The organism is Syntrophobacter fumaroxidans MPOB (assembly GCF_000014965.1).
Lineage (GTDB): Bacteria > Desulfobacterota > Syntrophobacteria > Syntrophobacterales > Syntrophobacteraceae > Syntrophobacter > Syntrophobacter fumaroxidans.
Genome location: NC_008554.1, coordinates 3,315,417 through 3,333,125, shown reverse-complemented (window position 1 = coordinate 3,333,125; position 17,709 = coordinate 3,315,417). Strand labels below are relative to the sequence as shown.

Genomic DNA, 17,709 nt, shown 5'->3' with positions numbered 1-17,709 from the left:
TTGAAAGACGGCGGAGCGGCGCTCACCTGTCAGTGACCGAGCTCAAGCTCGTGTTTGAGGTCTCTTTCCATGAGCTCCCGGACCACGACCCGGGGATCCTTGTCTTCGTAGATCACGCGGTAGACCTGCTCGCAAATGGGCATTTCCACCCCGATGCGCCGGGCCAGGAAATGGATGGATTTTGCCGTCTTCACGCCTTCGGCGACCATGCGCATTTCGGCGAGGATGTCCTTGATCCTGCGGCCCTGGCCAAGCTGGATCCCCACCGTGCGGTTGCGGCTCAGATCGCCGGTGCACGTGAGCAGGAGGTCGCCGATTCCGGCCAGGCCAAGGAACGTCAACGGGTTGGAACCCATTTTGACCCCGAGGCGGGTGATCTCGGCCAGCCCTCGAGTGATCAGGGCGGCGCGGGAGTTGTACCCGAAGGACATGCCGTCGGAAACGCCCGCCGCGAGAGCGATCACGTTCTTGGATGCTCCGGCGATTTCCACGCCGATCTTGTCAAGGCTCGTGTATATCCGAAAATACCCCGTTGAAATAACGTGCTGCACGGCTTTCGCCGTCTGCAGTTCGTCTCCCGCCAAGGTGACGGCGGTCGGGACTTTCCGCGCGACCTCCCTGGCAAAAGAGGGCCCGGACAGGCACAGCACCCGCACCTGCAGACCGGGAGGCAGTACCTCCCGCCAGATGCCGGACATGGTCAGCAGGGTGTCGTTTTCGATCCCCTTCGTGGCGTTCACCACCACGGCGTCGGGCTTCAGAAAGGGAATCATGGCCGTGGCGACGTTCCGATACACGTGAGACGGCACGACCATGATCAGCAGATCGTGATTCTTCACCACGCGGTCGAGATCGTTATGGGCGTTGATTCTCCCGCTGAGGACCACGCCCGGCAGGTACAGGTCGTTTTGACGCGTTTCGCGGATGGTCTTGCACAGTTCCGGTTCGAAGACCCAAAGGTCGACTTCGAATCCCTTGTCGGCGATCACCTGCGCCAGGGTCGTGCCCCAGCTTCCCGCTCCCACGACTCCGATTGGTCCCCCGGGTTTCATCAGCTCTCCTCATTCTCCCTGGACTCTTCGGATTCCGATTCCGATTCGGGAAGCACGGCCACATCCACGACCTTCTCTCCTTCGTTGAGGTTCATCAGTTTCACGCCTTGCGTCACGCGGCCGATCCTGCTGATCTGGGCCACCGGCATCCTGATGAGGCGCCCGTGATCGGTGATCATGAGTATCTGTTCGTCTTCTCCGACCTGCCGGAAGCCGACGACGCTGCCGTTGCGTTCGGTCACCCGGATGTTGAGGACCCCTTTGCCTCCACGGCTCTGGCAACGGTATTCTTCCGCGTTGGTCCGCTTTCCGAAACCCTTCTCGGTGATCACCAGGATGGCCTTCCCCTCCTCGATGACATCCATTCCCACCATCCGGCTGCCGTCCAGTTTCATCCCGCGCACACCCCGGCTCACCCTTCCCAGCGGGCGGAATTCCCGCTCGTTTACCCGGATCGATTTCCCCGCCCTGCTCATCAGGAACAGGTCGTGGCTCCCGTCCGTGACGCACACCGAAATCAACTCGTCGTCATCGTCCAGGACGATAGCCCTGATCCCGGTGGATCGCGGGTTGGAATAGGCCGAAAGGTCGGTCTTCTTGATGACGCCGTTCCGGGTGGCCATGACGGCAAAAAAACCTTCCTTGAATTCCTTGACCGGAAGAACGGTCTGGATGCGTTCGTCCTTCTGAACGGGCAGGAGGTTCACGATGGCCTTGCCGAGCGCCGACGGCCCGACTTCGGGGATTTCGTAAACTTTGAGCCAGTAGACCTGACCCCGGTTGGTGAAGACGAGCAGATAGTCGTGAGTGGAAGCGGTGAAAAGGGAAGTGACCAGGTCCTCTTCCCTGGTGCTCATGCCGGTCCGGCCCTTCCCGCCCCGCCTCTGGCTGCGATACACGGACAAGGGGGTGCGCTTGATGTATCCCGCCCGGGATATGGTGACGACCATCTCTTCGGCGGCGATGAGGTCCTCAATGCACAGTTCCCCGGCTTCCGCAAGAATCTCCGTCTTGCGCAGGTCCCCGTATTGATCCGTCAGCTCCTTGATTTCCTCGCGGATGACCTGGTCAACCAGGGCCGCTGACGACAGGATCTGCCGCAGTCGCTCGATTTCCTTGATGATCTCCTGGTATTCCTCGATGATCTTTTCCCGCTCGAGCCCGGTCAGGCGCTGCAGCCGCATTTCCAATATGGCCTGGGCCTGGACGTCGCTGAACTCGAACCGCTCCATGAGCCCCTGCTTCGCCTCGGGCGGCGTCTTGGCGGCCCGGATCAGGCTGATGACCTCGTCCAGGTGGTCGAGCGCGCGTTTCAGCCCCTCCAAGATATGCGCCCGCTTCTCGGCCTGTGCGAGCTCATACTGGGTGCGTCGGATGATCACCAGGCGCCTGAAGTCGAGAAAATTGTTCAAAACCCCCTTGAGGTTCAAGACCTCCGGCTTGTTGTCCACCACCGCGAGCATGATGACCCCGAAGCTCGACTCAAGGGCGGTATGCTTGTAGAGCTGGTTCTCGATGACTCGAGGCTCGTCGCCCTGGCGCAGGGTGAGAACCACGCGCATGCCTTCCCGGTCGGATTCGTCCCGGATGTCCTGGATGCCCTCGATCTTCTTCTGCTTGACAAGCTCGGCGATCCTCTCCAAAAGGCGGGCCTTGTTCACCTGGTAGGGAAGCTCGGTGATGATGAGGTGGTTTCGCCTGCCCGATTCTTCCACTTCCACGCGCGCTCTCATCTTGATCGTGCCGCGCCCCGTTTCGTAGGCGTCCTTGATCCCGACGCAACCGCAGATGAATCCGGCCGTGGGAAAGTCGGGACCGGGAATGTAACGCATGAGGTCCCGCACCGTGATGTCGGGGTCGTCGAGCATGGCCAGGAGGCCGGCGCACAGCTCTCTCAGGTTGTGGGGAGGAATGTTGGTGGCCATCCCCACGGCGATCCCGGACGAGCCGTTGAGCAGCAGATTTGGGATGCGGGCCGGCAGGACCACCGGTTCCAGAATCGTATTGTCGTAGTTGGGCTGAAAAGGAATCGTTTCCTTTTCTATGTCGCGCATGAACTCATGGCCGATCCGGTTCATGCGCACTTCGGTATACCGCATCGCCGCGGGCGGATCGCCGTCCACCGATCCGAAGTTTCCCTGGCCGTCCACGAGCTGGTAGCGCATGGAAAAATCCTGGGCCATGCGGACCAGGGCGTCATAGACGGCCGAGTCGCCGTGGGGGTGGTACTTACCGATGACGTCACCCACGATGCGGGCCGATTTCTTATATGGTTTGTTGAAGTCGTTTCTCAACTCGTGCATGGCGTAAAAGATGCGCCGGTGAACCGGTTTGAGGCCGTCCCGGACGTCCGGGATGGCCCTCCCGATGATGACGCTCATCGCATAGTCGAGATACGAAAGCTTGATTTCGTCTTCTATGTTTATTGTTTTCAAATCCATCCGACCGTCTCACAACGTGGGTAACTGCATTTTACTCATCCGAAAGCAGGTCACGGCTTATGCCCGTCATGCGGCCGCACGGCCGCACCCTGCCCGGCGTTTCCTGCGCACTCGACCGGGCCCGCCCGGAAAACAGTGCTCAGAACCGCACGCTTCGAGCGAACCCCGACCGACCGGTACCGTTTCGACCGATCGTATCGACCAGCGGGCAAAACCCCGCTTGCACGGCATCAAATATCCAGTTCCCTGAAGTCCAGCGCATTGAACTGGATAAAGTCCCGGCGCGGCTCTACGCGGTCCCCCATCAAGGTAGTGAACAGCTCGTCGGCCAGGTACTGGTCCTCTACTCTCACCTGGAGCAGAGTCCTCTTCTCCGGGTTCATGGTCGTCTCCCAGAGCTGCTCGGGATTCATCTCGCCCAGACCCTTGTAACGCTGGATATTCGTGCCTTTCCTCGCTTCTTCCGTCAAGAACCTGAACAAGTCCCCGGGATGATCGAACCGGGCCTCCCCCTGTCCGTCTTTGACCGCGTACGGGGTTTGATTGAAGATTTCGAGGTGATTGTTATAGAGTTCCAGGAGCTTCTTGAACTCGATGGATTGCAGAAACGCGTACCCCAGTCGGACCCCGGTTCCTCCGTTGGCCACTCCCGGCCTGCGGATCTCCAGGTCGTATCCCTGGTGTTCCTCTTCGTCCTCGATGGAAACGATCTCGAACCCGGCCTTTTCCAGCTCCGTCCTCAGCACGCCGATGTTCTCCTCGTGCTCCGCTGGAGACAGCTTTCGTATACTGTAAATCCGGATCACGTGTTCGATCACGTCACGCGGCACCCCTTTCTGGCTCTGCCTTTCCAGCCAGTCTTTGTATCGGGAGTAGGCACGCATAAGCTGAATGAGTTGCTCCGGAGGAAGCGGTTTTGCGCTCCCGGCCAGAAACACCTGCTTTTTGTCCGCCGCCCTCGACAGCAGGTAGGCATCCAGGCTCTCGTCGTCCTTCATGTAGAATTCCTGCTTGCCCACCGCCAACCGATAGAGCGGCGGCTGAGCGATGAACAGGTGTCCGCGCTCAATGAGTTCCGGCATCATGCGGAAGAAGAAGGTGAGGAGCAAGGTCCGGATATGAGCGCCGTCCACATCCGCATCGGTCATGATGATGGTCTTGTGATACCGCAGTTTCTCCGGGTTGTACTCATCCTTGCCGATTCCGGTCCCGAGCGCGGAGATCATCGTGCGGATCTCCTGGTTTTCCACCATCTTGTCGAATCGGGATTTTTCCACGTTGAGGATTTTGCCCCGGAGCGGCAGGATCGCCTGAAAACGTCGGTCACGCCCCTGTTTGGCGGAGCCGCCGGCCGAATCCCCCTCCACAATGAATATCTCGCTCCGTGACGGATCCCGTTCCTGGCAGTCGGCAAGCTTTCCCGGCAGGGAGTGGTCGCTCAGCACACCTTTACGCCGTGTGAGTTCCTTCGCCTTGCGCGCCGCCTCGCGGGCTCTCGCCGCTTCCAGCACCTTGTCGAGGATCGTCCGAATCACCTTCGGATTCTCTTCGAAGAAAATCGACAATTTCTCGTAAACGAGGTTTTCCACCAGGCCTTTCACGTCGCTGTTGCCCAGCTTGGTCTTCGTCTGGCCCTCGAACTGAGGCTGCGAAAGCTTGACGCTGACAATGGCGGTGAGTCCCTCCCGCACGTCGTCGCCGATCATCTTGTCCAAGTCCGCCTTCGCCATCTTGTTCTGCGTGGCGTATTGCTTGATGGAACGCGTCAGCCCGGTCTTGAACCCGACAAGGTGCGTTCCACCTTCTTTCGTGTTGATGTTGTTGGCGAAGGTAAAAATTTTTTCGTTGTACGTCTGGTTGTATTGAATGGCGATATCAATGCTCACGCCCTGTTTTTCGCCGCCGACATAAATCACCTCCGGATAAAGAGGTTCCTTGTTCTTGTTGAGATACTCCACGAAGGACACCAGTCCTCCTTCGTAGCAGTACTGACGGTCTTTGGGAATCCGCTCGTCGGAGAGCTCAATGGAGACGCCCCGGTTCAGAAACGCCAGTTCCCTCAGTCTCTGGGCCAGGATGTCAAAGCTGATTTCCGTATCCGTGAAGATCTCCGTGTCCGGTTTGAAAGTGACCCTTGTTCCGCGGCGCTGCGTCTCTCCCTTCACGATCAGCGGAGTCTTGGCTTCCCCTCGCTCGTACCGCTGGTAATACACCTTGCCCTCGCGCCTGATTTCGACTTCCAGGTATTCACTGAGTGCATTCACCACGGACACGCCGACACCGTGAAGCCCCCCCGAAACCTTGTAAGACGCATCGTCGAATTTACCCCCCGCGTGGAGCATGGTCATGACCACCTGGACGGCGGGCAGGTTTTCCTTTTCGTGAGTATCGACCGGAATTCCCCGGCCGTTATCATCCACCGTGACGGAACCATCGAGGTGGATCTGAATCTTGATGGAATCGCAGTGACCCACCAACGCTTCGTCAATGCTGTTGTCGACCACCTCGTAGACCAAGTGGTGCAGGCCCTCGGTTGAAACATTCCCAATATACATGGACGGGCGTTTGCGAACCGCGCTGAGCCCTTCCAGCACCGTTATCTGCTGTGCAGTATACTCGTCATGGGAGTTTCTCTCGATTGCACTTATTTCCGACATAATAAGACCTCTTGGTGGATTAACTATGCGAAATCATAAGCTCTCCATCACGGGAGAACGATACGCGTTGCCCAGCCGGAAGACAGCCGATTTGCCTTCTACCAAACAAATATTTATACCTCTTAACACACATTTTTTCAATTCATTTCGGGCGAATCCCCGATCCCGGCGGGAGAACGCCGCCAAGCAGCACGGCGCCACTGTTGGGACACTTCGGTAGGCATATGGACGACAGCGGGCCTGCCAACGACCACAGGCACGCATTCTTCATTGCTCATTGACACCGACTCTGTGCGTGAAACGCTCCTGACCAAAAACCCGCGGCAGGCGCGAATCAAACCACCATCGGCATGACCAGGCTCAAAAACCCAGGGTCCTCAGACCCAACGAAAACTCCGCCGTGAAACTGATCCACCCACTCGAATCTCACTCGAGGACTATCAAGAGCCTGGATCGTTTCCAGCAGATACCGGATGTTGAACGCCACGCTGAAGTCTTCACCCTCATACTCCACATCCAGCGTTTCATTTGCATTCCCGAGCTCGGGGTTTCCCGCTTCCAGTTCCAGCACGCCCTTGGTCAATATGAACCGCACGTGACGCCAGACGTTGTTGCTCAGAATCGAGGACCGTTTCAAAGCGGAAAAAAATTGCTCCAGGTCCAGCATAATGAAGAAAGGCCTCTCCTCGGGAATAATCGTCTTGTATTCCGGAAATTCGGCATCGAGGAGCTGCACGCTGAGAAACGTCGACGGCGTCCTGAGCACGACATACTTCTCGTGCACCCCCAGGACGACCTCTTCCTCCTTCTCCAGCATCCGAAGTATCTCCTGGACCCCTTTTCTCGGGATGATCAACCCCTCTCGAATATCCAGCGTCCCAAAGGCTTCCTTCGGCACTTCGCAGTACGAGAGTCGATGTCCGTCGGAGGACACGAACCGATACGAATCCTCATTGACGGCATGAAGAAAAGTCCCCGCAATGCTGAAGGAATCCTCATCCGCGGGGACACTGTGCAAAGTCTTGGTCAGCGCGCGCTTTAGCGCAGCCGCATCGACCTTCACCAACTCGGTTTCCCGGTAAAAGTTGAGCTGAGGAAAGTCTTCGCCAGGAATGGTCGACAGCTCAAACCGCGCGCGTCCGGACAAAATCTGCATCTTGTTGTTCGGGAGGCCTTCCAGCAACACTTCCGGTTGGGGAAGCTCCCGAACGATCTCGAACAATTTGCGGGCGGAAACCGTCGAGCTGCCCGGTGTCTCCACCTGTCCACCGGTCTGGGTCCAAAGGCTCAATTCGAGGTCCGTCGCGGAAAATTCGACCGTTTGTTGTTCCGAGGAGCTGATCAGAACGTTGGACAAAACAGGCATACTCGATTTCTTATCCGTGATATTCTGAACCTTCTGCAGGATTTGGATGAGGTTGCCTTTTTCCAGCCGGACTTTCATTGCGTTTCCCTCGCTTGTGTATTTGATTTTTTTCTCCGTTCGAATGATCCAATCATCTTAATAAGGGCCTGTTGAAATGTCAAAATCTTTATCAAATTACTGTTTTTATTATATTTTTATGTAGACATGGACTCGACCGGATATCGTTTTTCCAACAGCTGGCGGAGTCCTCCCGTGGATTTGAACATTTCTTTAACATCGTTCCGACAGCGAATCGACATGGAATGGACAGGATCTGGAAAATCGATTCATCCGACCGATGAGAACCCACGGAGGCATCGGAAAGCTCGCAACCCGTCAGGGTCTGTTTTTTCGGAAATCTGTGCGTTGTGTCGCGTGCGACGGGGGGGAATTCGAACCATGGGGTGCAGTGCCTCAGCTGAGGGGTGAAAGTCGTGGGCGCAAGACTTTCCGCTTGACAGAACCGAGGACGCACTTTACCCTTAGCATGGTTGCAGCATGCTACTTCGTTCTGCTATGAATACGAGCCAGTATTCCTGGAAGGTTGATTCATCCGGCCCAACCCTGATTGCGTGTTTTCCCCGGATTTTCTCTCTGGCTTCATTCCTCTTACGTGCAACTGTCCTTTGGGCACCAAAGTAAATGTCCAGTGCTTCGGCTGGAGTGGGTGAGATCCATTTGATGCCTGGATAATTCTGGTTTTTTTGAGGATAGAGGGAAAGATCATTTTGTCCATTGGGTCAACAACGAACCGGAGGCCTAACATGCCGTACGACGCAACAAAGATGATGGATTGGCAGATTTCCGAAGAGGCTGAGAAGGACATGCCTTCTCCCTGGCAGTGGCAGGAGAAGCTGGGTCTGCTCAAGGAGGAAATTCTTCCCATGGGGAGACTTTGTAAGCTGGATTTCCTCAAAATCATGAACCGCCTGAAAGACAAACCGGACGGGAAGTACATCGAAGTGACGGCCATCACGCCTACCCCGCTTGGGGAAGGGAAGAGCACGACTTCCGTGGGCCTGATGGAAGGGCTCGGCAAGCGGGGCGTGAATGTCGGCGGTTGTCTCAGGCAGCCGTCGGGCGGGCCGACTATGAACATCAAGGGAACGGCGGCCGGAGGCGGCAACGCGTTGCTCATCCCGATGACCGAATTTTCCATGGGGCTGACCGGGGACATCAACGACATCATGAACGCGCACAATCTTGCGATGGTGGCTCTCACAGCCCGCATGCAGCATGAGCGGAACTACACTGACGAGCAACTCGATCGCCTGACCAAGATGCGCCGGCTCCACATCGATCCCACCCGCGTGGAAATGGGCTGGATCATGGACTTCTGCGCGCAGGCTTTGCGCAACATCATCATCGGCATAGGCGGCCGGCAGGACGGCTACATGATGCAGTCGAAATTCGGGATCGCGGTCAGTTCGGAACTGATGGCCATTCTGTCCATTGTGAAGGACCTTCCCGACCTGAGAAAACGGCTCAATGAGATCACCGTAGCGTTCGACAGGCGCGGAAATCCTGTGACCACCGGAGACCTCGAGGTCGGCGGGGCCATGACCGCTTTCATGCGCAACACCATCAATCCGACGCTGATGTGCACTGCGGAATACCAGCCGTGCATGGTTCATGCCGGTCCTTTCGCGAATATCGCGGTCGGGCAGTCGTCCATCATCGCCGATCGCATCGGCCTGAAGATGTTCGATTACCACGTTACGGAGAGCGGCTTTGCGGCGGACATCGGGTTCGAAAAGTTCTGGAACGTGAAGTGCCGCTACAGCGGCCTCAAGCCCCATGTTTCCGTCCTCACGACGACGATTCGCGCGCTCAAGATGCACGGCGGCGGTCCGAAGGTCGTGGCGGGTCTGGCTATGCCGGAAGAATACACCAAGGAAAACCTGAAGTTACTTGAGAAGGGCATCGTGAACATGGTTCACCACATCAACACCATCCGCAAGTCCGGCATGAACCCGGTGGTGTGCATCAATGCGTTTCACACGGATACCAAGGACGAGATCGCACTGGTGCGCAAGCATGCCGAGGCCGCGGGTGCCCGTTGCGCCCTCTCCGAGCATTGGGCCAAGGGCGGCGAGGGCGCGTTGGAATTCGCCGACGCCGTTATTGATGCCTGCAAGCAGGAGAGTCAGTTCAAGTTCCTGTACCCGCTTGAAATGAAGCTCAGGGACAGGGTCAGCACCGTCGCCAGGGAAGTCTACGGGGCCGACGGGGTGTCCTGGACTCCCGATGCGGAAGCCAAGGCGAAAATGCTGGAAAACGATCCCAAGTACGACGACTATGCAACCATGATGGTCAAGACCCATCTGAGCCTTACTCACGATCCGAGCGTGAAAGGCGTTCCCAAGGGTTGGGTGCTTCCCATCCGCGACGTTCTGATCTATTCGGGAGCCAAATTTCTGTGCCCCTGCGCCGGGACCATCAGCCTGATGCCCGGGACGTCCTCGAACCCCGCTTTTCGCCGCATCGACGTGGATGTCAATACGGGCAAGGTGAAGGGGTTGTTCTAGCACACTCTGGCGGGTTGCGCGGCAACCGCTGGAACACGTCGTCAAGAAGGACTTTCCATTGGAAGGAGTATTCAGATGGCTGCCAAACTGCTCAAAGGAGCGGAAGTCGCCAAGGAGATCCGGGCGGAACTGAAGACCGAAGTCGAACAGCTCCAGTCCAAGCACGGAGTCGTTCCGGGCCTTGTGACCATTCTGGTGGGTGAGAATCCCGCGTCTCAGAGCTATGTTCGGGCCAAGCAGAATACGGCCCACGAGCTCGGGTTCCACTCGGTTCAGGACAACCAGCCTGCGGATCTGGAGGAAAACAGGCTGCTCGATCTGATCGACAAATACAACAAGGATCCCAGCATCCACGGGATTCTTGTGCAGTTGCCCTTGCCGAAGCACATCAATGAAAACAGGATCCTTCTGTCCATTGACCCGAGCAAGGACGTGGATGCGTTTCATCCCGTCAACGTCGGAAAGCTGATGATCGGAGAACCGGACTATCTTCCCTGTACCCCCGCCGGCATCCAGGAGCTGCTGGTGCGCTCCGGGACGCAGGTCTCAGGGGCCGAGGTCACCATCGTGGGGCGTTCGAACATCGTGGGCAAGCCCATCGCCATGATGCTCGTGCAGAAAGCCAACGGCGCCAACGCAACGATCACCGTATGCCATACCCGGACCAAGGATGTTGCTTCCCACACCCGGCGGGCCGACATACTGATTGTCGCGGCGGGAGTCGCGGAATACGTCAAGGGGAATATGATCAAGCCGGGAGCGGTGGTCATCGACGTAGGCGTGAACGAAGTCGGAAAGACCGCAGACGGGAAGCGCATCCTCAAAGGGGATGTGGCCTTCGACGAAGCGGTCGAAGTGGCCAGTGCCATCACTCCCGTTCCGGGAGGCGTGGGTCCCATGACCATCACGATGCTCATGAAGAACACCGTGAGAGCCTGCAAAGTGCACAACAAGATCGCATGAAAGCCGGCCCCGGGCGGTTCCTCTGCCGGCTGGCGCTCAAGACCGCAACACAGGGCGGGCGAGCACGACGTCCTGCCCTGTGATTCCTCGAGTCTCACAACGGGCGGGGTCTATCCTCGCCCGTTTCATTTTCCGCCGACCCTCAGTCCGCGACCTTCAAAGCCAATCGGTATGACCGGACGACTGCCCGGCACCTCGATCCCGCCCCATCCTTTTTCCTTCCCGGGTGCATTGCCGGCTGCCGGGGCGCCTTTGATACGCACCCGCGTTCAAGGGAATGCAACCCGGCATGATTCGCCCGGTCGCAGGAATGCCTCCGCCCTTTGCCGTAAAATGGTTGCTCCCAGGTCCTACTTCAAGAGATTTTCGAGAGGGATGGTCCTGCCGTTCAGCACCACTTTCCCGCCCCGGTAGCTGGCGGATGCCTTGTAGTTCGCGCCGTCCTTAACGATGAGATCCTGTTTGACCAACTGGTCAAGGGTCAGGGCGACCTGCTCCTCCACGGAAAGGGCTTTTCCCTGCGGCGCTCCAGGAAGACCGGGTTTGGCCGGCCTGGCGAGCTCCGAAGGAGCCTTGTCCGGTACGGCGGCTCCCGGTTCCGCTTCCTCGGAGTCTTCCTCCTCCGATTCAGGCACTTCCGCCGGGGATTCATCGGATTCGGCGATTTCCGAACCCGGTGTTCCCGGGACCGTTTCTCCGCCTCCGGGGAGGTTCTTGAGCGCTTGTGCGGCAATGTAGCGCACCAGCGATTCCTGGGCCGTGCATTCGGCCTCGGCCGTCACCGCATTGAGAAGGAGCAATGGGTTCTCGGCTATGGACCCCTTCGGATCCGTGAACACCACTTTGGCTTTCCCGTTGAAGGTGCCTTCGGGCATGGTGAACTTCACCTCGGTGAGCTCAACTTCCGGCGATTTTTTCAACAAACCGGCAGCCAGGTCCAGGTAATTGGCCGCCATCCTCTTTTGCATCTCCTCCTCGGAGGCCGGGGGCTGCATGTTGAGAGCGTCCATGGCATCCTGGAATTTACGAAGCGATTCGGCGTCCAGTTTGCGAAAGACGAAGCTCAACCGGGCATCGAATGACTTGTCCGCTGCCTTGGCCTGCTCAACCCCCATGGTCATGGTGGCATCCACGCAGTTGTTCGCGGATTCCTTGGAATCGATCTTGAGCTTGATGCCATTGGCCCTGAAGCTCTCGGGTGCCTTGTCCCCGGAGCCCTTGAAATCGATTGAGGCAATCTCGGTGGAGACGTCCCCCAGGTTCAGGGAACTGGCGCCTCGGTGGAGATTGACGGCCCATTTGGCGGCTTTGAGCGCAAATGTGCCGTCGGGGGTCGTGACCTGCAGCCCGGGAGCGTTTACCGATCCGGTGGTGGTCTTGAGGCCGTCGGCAAATAGAAAATGAGCGGACAGACCCTCCCACACAATATCGGTCTTCTTATCTTTCTGGATGGTCCGGCGAAAGGCCGGGACCGTCAGGACACTTTCGGTGTTCCCGCTGAAAAAGACGGTGGTCCGGTTCTCCGAGCTCTTCAATTCAGGAAACTCGTCCAGGAATTTCTTTATTTCGGCGTTCATTTCCGGAAAGGACTGGACCGTCGTCCTGATCACGGCCACCACGGGTTTGAAGTCGCCGATGTTTCCCATGGGGAAGGGGCCGTGGCAGATCTCCTGGATCGCGACGAAGCGCAGGCCGTTGCCGTCCTTTCTTGCCTGTTCGCCCATATCGCCGAATTCGATGGCGACCTTGGCCGTGGACGCGAAGATCCCTCTCTTGTAATTCTCCACCAGAAATTTGAGCATCGGCGGTGAAGACGCCTTTGCCAGGATCTGGCGATACTGCTCCTCGGCCTTCATTCCGAACCAGTAGCTGGACCCGGCCCAGGCTGCCCCGAGCACGACGGCCAACACGACCAATACTGCGACGAGCTTCTTCATTTGGCGTCCCTTTCTTCATGAGTTACCGGCCAGACAATACGCGTATGGGCTCAGGAGCCGGCAAGCCCGGGTTCGGGCTCGGACCGGGTTAATCTAACCCGCACAGGCTTCAAACACCAGTCAAATGCGCACCGGTGCATTCATGAAGCTCCACCGGCATGGCGCCTCCCGACTCGGCGGCGCTCAGTATCGCCAATTCACCTATCGGAATCCGAAGTCATGGGCTACAGTGTTTGTCTCAACCGCGGAGGGTATTCCGTAATCCGTCGATTTTCATTGACTTGAAGGTTTGCATGTGTAGGCTAGCAAAAATCCTTCATTTGTGCTCTTAATCTGGTCCGGAGGCTTGCCGGTACTTAACTTATTTGCGACATGACGCCCGGGGTTCCCGGGCTGATGAAGATCGGGTTTGCGATCGCGCACGGTTCCTCATGAATTCTGCCGGGCGCAGTCACATGAGGCTGAGTGAATCGCGTAAAATAGACCATCGGAGGTCCGAGCATGTGGGAATACACGGATAAGGTGAAGGAGCATTTCCTGAACCCGCGCAATGTGGGCGAAATCGAAGAACCGGACGGGGTTGCCGAGGTTGGATCCATCGCCTGCGGCGATGCGCTGAAGTTCACCTTCAAGCTGGATGAAAACGGGAGGATCAAGGAGGCCAAGTTCAAGACCTTCGGCTGTGCGAGTGCCATCGCATCCGCATCGGCGCTGACCGAAATCGTCAAGGGCATGACCGTCGAAGAGGCCTCCAAGGTGACGAACCAGGATATTGCCAGGTTCCTGGGAGGCCTGCCCGAGGAAAAAATGCACTGCTCGGTGATGGGCCGAGAGGCTTTGGACAAAGCCATCGCGTACTATCGCGGCGACACCGGGAAAGAGGTCGAGGATAAGGTGGTTTGTGAATGTTTCGGGGTCACTGAGAAGGAGATCGAGAAGGCCATCCGTGAGAACGCCCTCACTACCCTGGAAGAAGTCACGAACTACACCAAAGCCGGGGGAGGCTGCGGCAACTGCCACCCCGCCATCCAGGAAATCATCGACAGGGTCTTGGGGGATGTGCACGCCAAGCCCGTTCCCAGGCCGAAGATGTCGAATCTTCGCAAGATCCGGTTGATCGAGGAGACCATCGATCAGGAGATCCGGCCGTCCCTCAAGCAGGACGGTGGGGACATCGAGCTGGTGGACGTGGTGGGAAACCGGGTCCTGGTAGCCACGAGGGGTGCCTGCGCGTCCTGCCAGGCCGCCAACCGGACGCTGAAAAATTTCGTCGAGGTGAAGCTCCGTGAGCTGGTCCTGCCCGAGCTGGTGGTTGAGGAGGTTTCCCAGTGAAAACAATATATCTCGACAACAACGCAACCACCCGGGTCGCGCCGGAAGTGCTCGAAGAGATGCTTCCCTATTTCAGCCAGCTCTACGGCAACCCGTCGAGCATGCATTCCTTCGGCGGCCAGGTGGGAAGGAAGCTGAGGGAAGCCCACGAAAAAATGGCGGCTCTCCTGGGTGCCTCGCCCGATGAGATCATTTTCACCAGTTGCGGCACCGAAAGCGACAACGCCGCGGTTCGAGCCGCTCTCCACTCCAACCCGGACAAGCGGCACATCGTTACGAGCCGGGTCGAACACCCTGCAATCCGCGCGCTTTGCGCGCACCTGGCCACCAGGGGGTACCGGGTGACGGAGCTGCCCGTCGACGCGGAGGGGCGATTGGACCTTGAGCAGTACCGAAAAGCGCTGACGGCCGATACGGCGGTCGTGAGCCTGATGTGGGCGAACAATGAAACGGGGGTCGTGTTCCCCGTGGAACAGGCTGCGGAGATAGCCGGGGAAAAGGGAATCATCTTTCACACCGATGCCGTCCAGGCCGTCGGCAAAATCCCCATCGACCTCGGCAAGACCGCCATCAACATGCTCTCGCTGTCCGGTCACAAGCTGCATGCCCCCAAGGGTGTCGGGGTGCTCTACGTTCGCAGGGGAACCAAGTTTTCCCCGTTCATGATCGGCGGACACCAGGAAAAGGGGCGTCGCGGCGGGACGGAGAACACGCCGGGCATCATCGGCCTGGGCAAGGCGGCCGAGCTGGCAGCCCGCTACATGGAGACCGAAAACACGGTGGTGAAGAACCTGCGGGACAGACTGGAGAACGCGCTGCTTGCCCGCATTCCCAACAGCAGAGTAAACGGAGACCGCGTGAACCGGCTTCCGAATACGACCAACATCAGCTTCGAATTTGTTGAAGGCGAAGGCATCCTGCTGATGATGGACGAATTCGGAATTTGCGCATCCTCGGGTTCGGCCTGCACTTCCGGATCGCTGCAACCTTCCCACGTGCTGCGCGCGATGGGCGTTCCCTTCACCATGGCCCACGGGTCCATACGGTTCAGCCTGAGTGTCTACAATACGGATGAAGAGATCGATCTGGTGGTCGAGAAACTGCCTGCGATCATCGAAACGTTGCGCGCCATGTCGCCTTATTGGAAGCCGGGCGAGGGTGTTTGCGCCAGGAGTTAGCGCTGGACCGGCAGCCGGTGCGGGGTACGGAGAAAGGCCTGAGGGCCTCCTTGTTCGGCCCGGCTCGGACCCCGATTCGTCATATTTGTGGAAAAATGCGAGTCGACGCGATGCCTCACGGTAATCTGGCGTGAGTGATTCGGGGAGGACTCCATTCATGAAATGGAAACGCTATGCATGATATGCCCCAGACAGAACGTTGCAGAACGGCAATCGAGACGAGTCGCCACTTTCGGGAGGAAGTTCCGGATGTTGTGGAAAAGCTCGTGGCTTCTTGCGGTGCGGGTACATGTTTCGATCACATCGGTCCCGAACCCATTCCGTCGCGCGAGGCCGTGATTGACCTGATTCACCGGATAAACCGGCTGCTGTACCCCGGTTATTTCATCCGGACCCGCATCGAGGATTTCAACCTGAGGTACTACTTCGGCCAGGAAGCAACGGCTCTTTTCGAGCTCCTGTCGGAGCAGATCACTCTGGCGATGCGTCACGACTGCGTGCGTCACAATCTGCCCTGCATTCAGTGCGAGGAGCAGGGGCAGAAGGCCGCGATTTCTTTCATGCACGAGCTGCCCAATCTGCGGGCGGTCCTGGCCACGGACATACGTGCGGCTTTCGAGGGTGATCCGGCGGCCAAAGGGTATGATGAAATCATCTTCAGCTACCCCGGGCTTCTGGCCGTCACCATATACCGCATCGCCCACCGGTTCTTCGAGCAGTCGGTGCCGCTCATCCCCAGGATCATGAGCGAACACGCTCACAGCGTCACCGGAATCGACATTCACCCGAGCGCGCACATCGGGGAGAGCTTTTTCATCGACCACGGGACCGGAGTGGTGGTGGGTGAGACCACAGAGATCGGCGACCGGGTGCGGGTCTACCAGGGTGTGACCCTGGGGGCGCTCTCGCTCCCGCGAAATGAGGTGGAGCGGCTGCGCACCAGGAAACGCCATCCCACCATCGAAGATGACGTGATCATTTACTCCGGCGCCACCATACTCGGGGGAGAGACCGTCATCGGGGCGCGCTCCGTCATCGGCGGCAACGTGTGGCTGACGGAGTCCGTCCCTCCCGACACCAGGGTGTACCTGAAGAAACCCGATCTTATCTACATCGGCGGTACGCGCTGATCTCCGGACGCTGGGAGGGAACAATGGACCGGATCTTTGTAAACATAGGCGCGACGATCGGCTCCACGCCCGTCGTTCGATTGAATTGGATGACGCGGGGAATGCACGCCGAAGTGCTTGCCAAGCTGGAATTCAAGAACCCCCTGGGGAGTGTGAAGGACCGGATCGGGCTGGCCATGATCGAGGCGGCTGAAGCCAGGGGGCTGATTTCGAGCAAGTCCCTGATCGTGGAGCCCACAAGCGGGAACACGGGTATCGCCCTCGCTTTCATCTGTGCCGCGAAAAAATACCGGTTGGCCTTGACCATGCCCGAAACGATGAGTGTCGAGAGAACCAAGCTCCTCAAGCACCTCGGTGCCGAGCTCGTTCTCACTCCGGGCGCGGAAGGAATGCCGGGTGCTATCCGGAAGGCCAGGGAAATACTCGAAAACACTCCCTACGCCTACATGCCGGACCAGTTTGCCAACCCGGCCAATCCGGAAATTCACCGCCTGACGACCGCCGAGGAAATATGGAAGGACACCGGCGGAAGGGTGGACATTCTCGTTGCAGGAGTGGGGACCGGGGGAACCATCACCGGCGTGGCGGAGGCCATCAAGGGAAAAAAGCGTTCATTCAAGGCCGTGGCGGTCGAGCCGACGGCATCTCCCGTTTTGTCGGGAGGAAAACCGGGGCCGCACAAGATTCAGGGAATCGGGGCGGGGTTTGTCCCGGAGGTCTTGAATGTGAAGATCATTGACGAAATCGTCATGGTGAGCAACGACGATGCCATGGAGACGGCGCGGACACTGGCGAAGCATGAGGGAATCCTGTGCGGCATCTCCTCGGGCGCCGCTGTCTGGGCCGCTCTCGAAGTGGCCAGGCGTCCCGAAAACAAGGGGAAATGCATTGTCGCCATTCTGCCGAGCACCGGGGAGCGCTACCTGAGCACGGAACTGTTCCAGGTGTAGAAGGCGACGGGCGCAGGCGTTCCTTGGGATTGCGGGGCGGAACGTTGCCTGCCGAAGTGGATGCGTCCCCGGAGATGAACGATGAGGTGGCATCCGTCCTTTCGCCGGGAATCGATCCGCACCTGGAATGGCTCAC

General features: G+C 58.3%; 11 protein-coding genes. 6 read left to right on the top strand and 5 right to left on the bottom strand.

Translation table 11 applies throughout. The features are described 5' to 3' along the window. Window positions 1-29 precede the first annotated feature (29 nt). From SFUM_RS13950 to dnaN, 4 genes are all read right to left on the bottom strand, one after another. The gene (locus SFUM_RS13950) at window positions 30-1,052 is read right to left on the bottom strand and encodes an NAD(P)H-dependent glycerol-3-phosphate dehydrogenase (RefSeq protein ID WP_011699536.1); all 1,023 of its coding nucleotides are present in this window, start codon (window positions 1,050-1,052) and stop codon (window positions 30-32) included. Continuing rightward, complete coding sequence (gene gyrA, locus SFUM_RS13945) at window positions 1,052-3,493, bottom strand: DNA gyrase subunit A (protein WP_011699535.1); 2,442 nt, start codon at window positions 3,491-3,493, stop codon at window positions 1,052-1,054. Before gyrA ends, SFUM_RS13950 begins: the two co-directional genes overlap by 1 nt. A 230-nt stretch (window positions 3,494-3,723) precedes the next feature. After that, window positions 3,724-6,150, bottom strand: coding sequence for a DNA topoisomerase (ATP-hydrolyzing) subunit B (gene gyrB / locus SFUM_RS13940; RefSeq protein ID WP_011699534.1), 2,427 nt, complete (start codon window positions 6,148-6,150; stop codon window positions 3,724-3,726). 334 nt (window positions 6,151-6,484) lie between these two features. Beyond that, entirely contained in the window at window positions 6,485-7,594 is a 1,110-nt protein-coding gene (dnaN, locus tag SFUM_RS13935) for a DNA polymerase III subunit beta (RefSeq protein ID WP_011699533.1), read from the bottom strand. A gap of 725 nt (window positions 7,595-8,319) precedes the next feature. On the opposite strand from dnaN, the gene SFUM_RS13930 reads away from it, so the two are divergent. Both SFUM_RS13930 and SFUM_RS13925 read left to right on the top strand, forming a co-directional pair. Further along, window positions 8,320-10,083 (top strand): formate--tetrahydrofolate ligase, encoded by a 1,764-nt coding sequence (locus tag SFUM_RS13930; RefSeq protein ID WP_011699532.1) that lies wholly within the window; start codon window positions 8,320-8,322, stop codon window positions 10,081-10,083. 75 nt (window positions 10,084-10,158) lie between these two features. After that, window positions 10,159-11,046 carry a bifunctional 5,10-methylenetetrahydrofolate dehydrogenase/5,10-methenyltetrahydrofolate cyclohydrolase gene (locus tag SFUM_RS13925; RefSeq protein WP_011699531.1) on the top strand — a complete coding sequence of 296 codons (888 nt, stop codon included), beginning with the start codon at window positions 10,159-10,161 and terminating at the stop codon, window positions 11,044-11,046. Window positions 11,047-11,396: 350 nt separating this feature from the next. Here the strand turns inward: SFUM_RS13925 and SFUM_RS13920 are convergent, their stop codons facing one another. Further along, window positions 11,397-12,983 carry a YdgA family protein gene (locus tag SFUM_RS13920; protein ID WP_011699530.1) on the bottom strand — a complete coding sequence of 529 codons (1,587 nt, stop codon included), beginning with the start codon at window positions 12,981-12,983 and terminating at the stop codon, window positions 11,397-11,399. Between the two features lie 501 nt (window positions 12,984-13,484). Here SFUM_RS13920 and nifU point away from each other — a divergent pair. The 4 genes from nifU to cysK all read left to right on the top strand — a co-directional run bounded on the left by nifU (window position 13,485) and on the right by cysK (window position 17,573). After that, window positions 13,485-14,315, top strand: coding sequence for a Fe-S cluster assembly protein NifU (gene nifU, locus SFUM_RS13915; RefSeq protein WP_011699529.1), 831 nt, complete (start codon window positions 13,485-13,487; stop codon window positions 14,313-14,315). Then, window positions 14,312-15,493: a cysteine desulfurase NifS gene (gene nifS, locus SFUM_RS13910; protein ID WP_011699528.1), complete on the top strand. Its 1,182-nt coding sequence runs from the start codon at window positions 14,312-14,314 to the stop codon at window positions 15,491-15,493. The genes nifU and nifS overlap by 4 nt, the downstream gene beginning before the upstream one ends. Before the next feature lie 173 nt (window positions 15,494-15,666). Then, on the top strand, window positions 15,667-16,623 hold the full coding sequence (gene epsC, locus SFUM_RS13905) for a serine O-acetyltransferase EpsC (RefSeq protein ID WP_011699527.1): 957 nt from the start codon (window positions 15,667-15,669) through the stop codon (window positions 16,621-16,623). 23 nt (window positions 16,624-16,646) lie between these two features. After that, the gene (cysK, locus tag SFUM_RS13900; protein ID WP_011699526.1) at window positions 16,647-17,573 is read left to right on the top strand and encodes a cysteine synthase A; all 927 of its coding nucleotides are present in this window, start codon (window positions 16,647-16,649) and stop codon (window positions 17,571-17,573) included. Window positions 17,574-17,709: the final 136 nt, after the last annotated feature.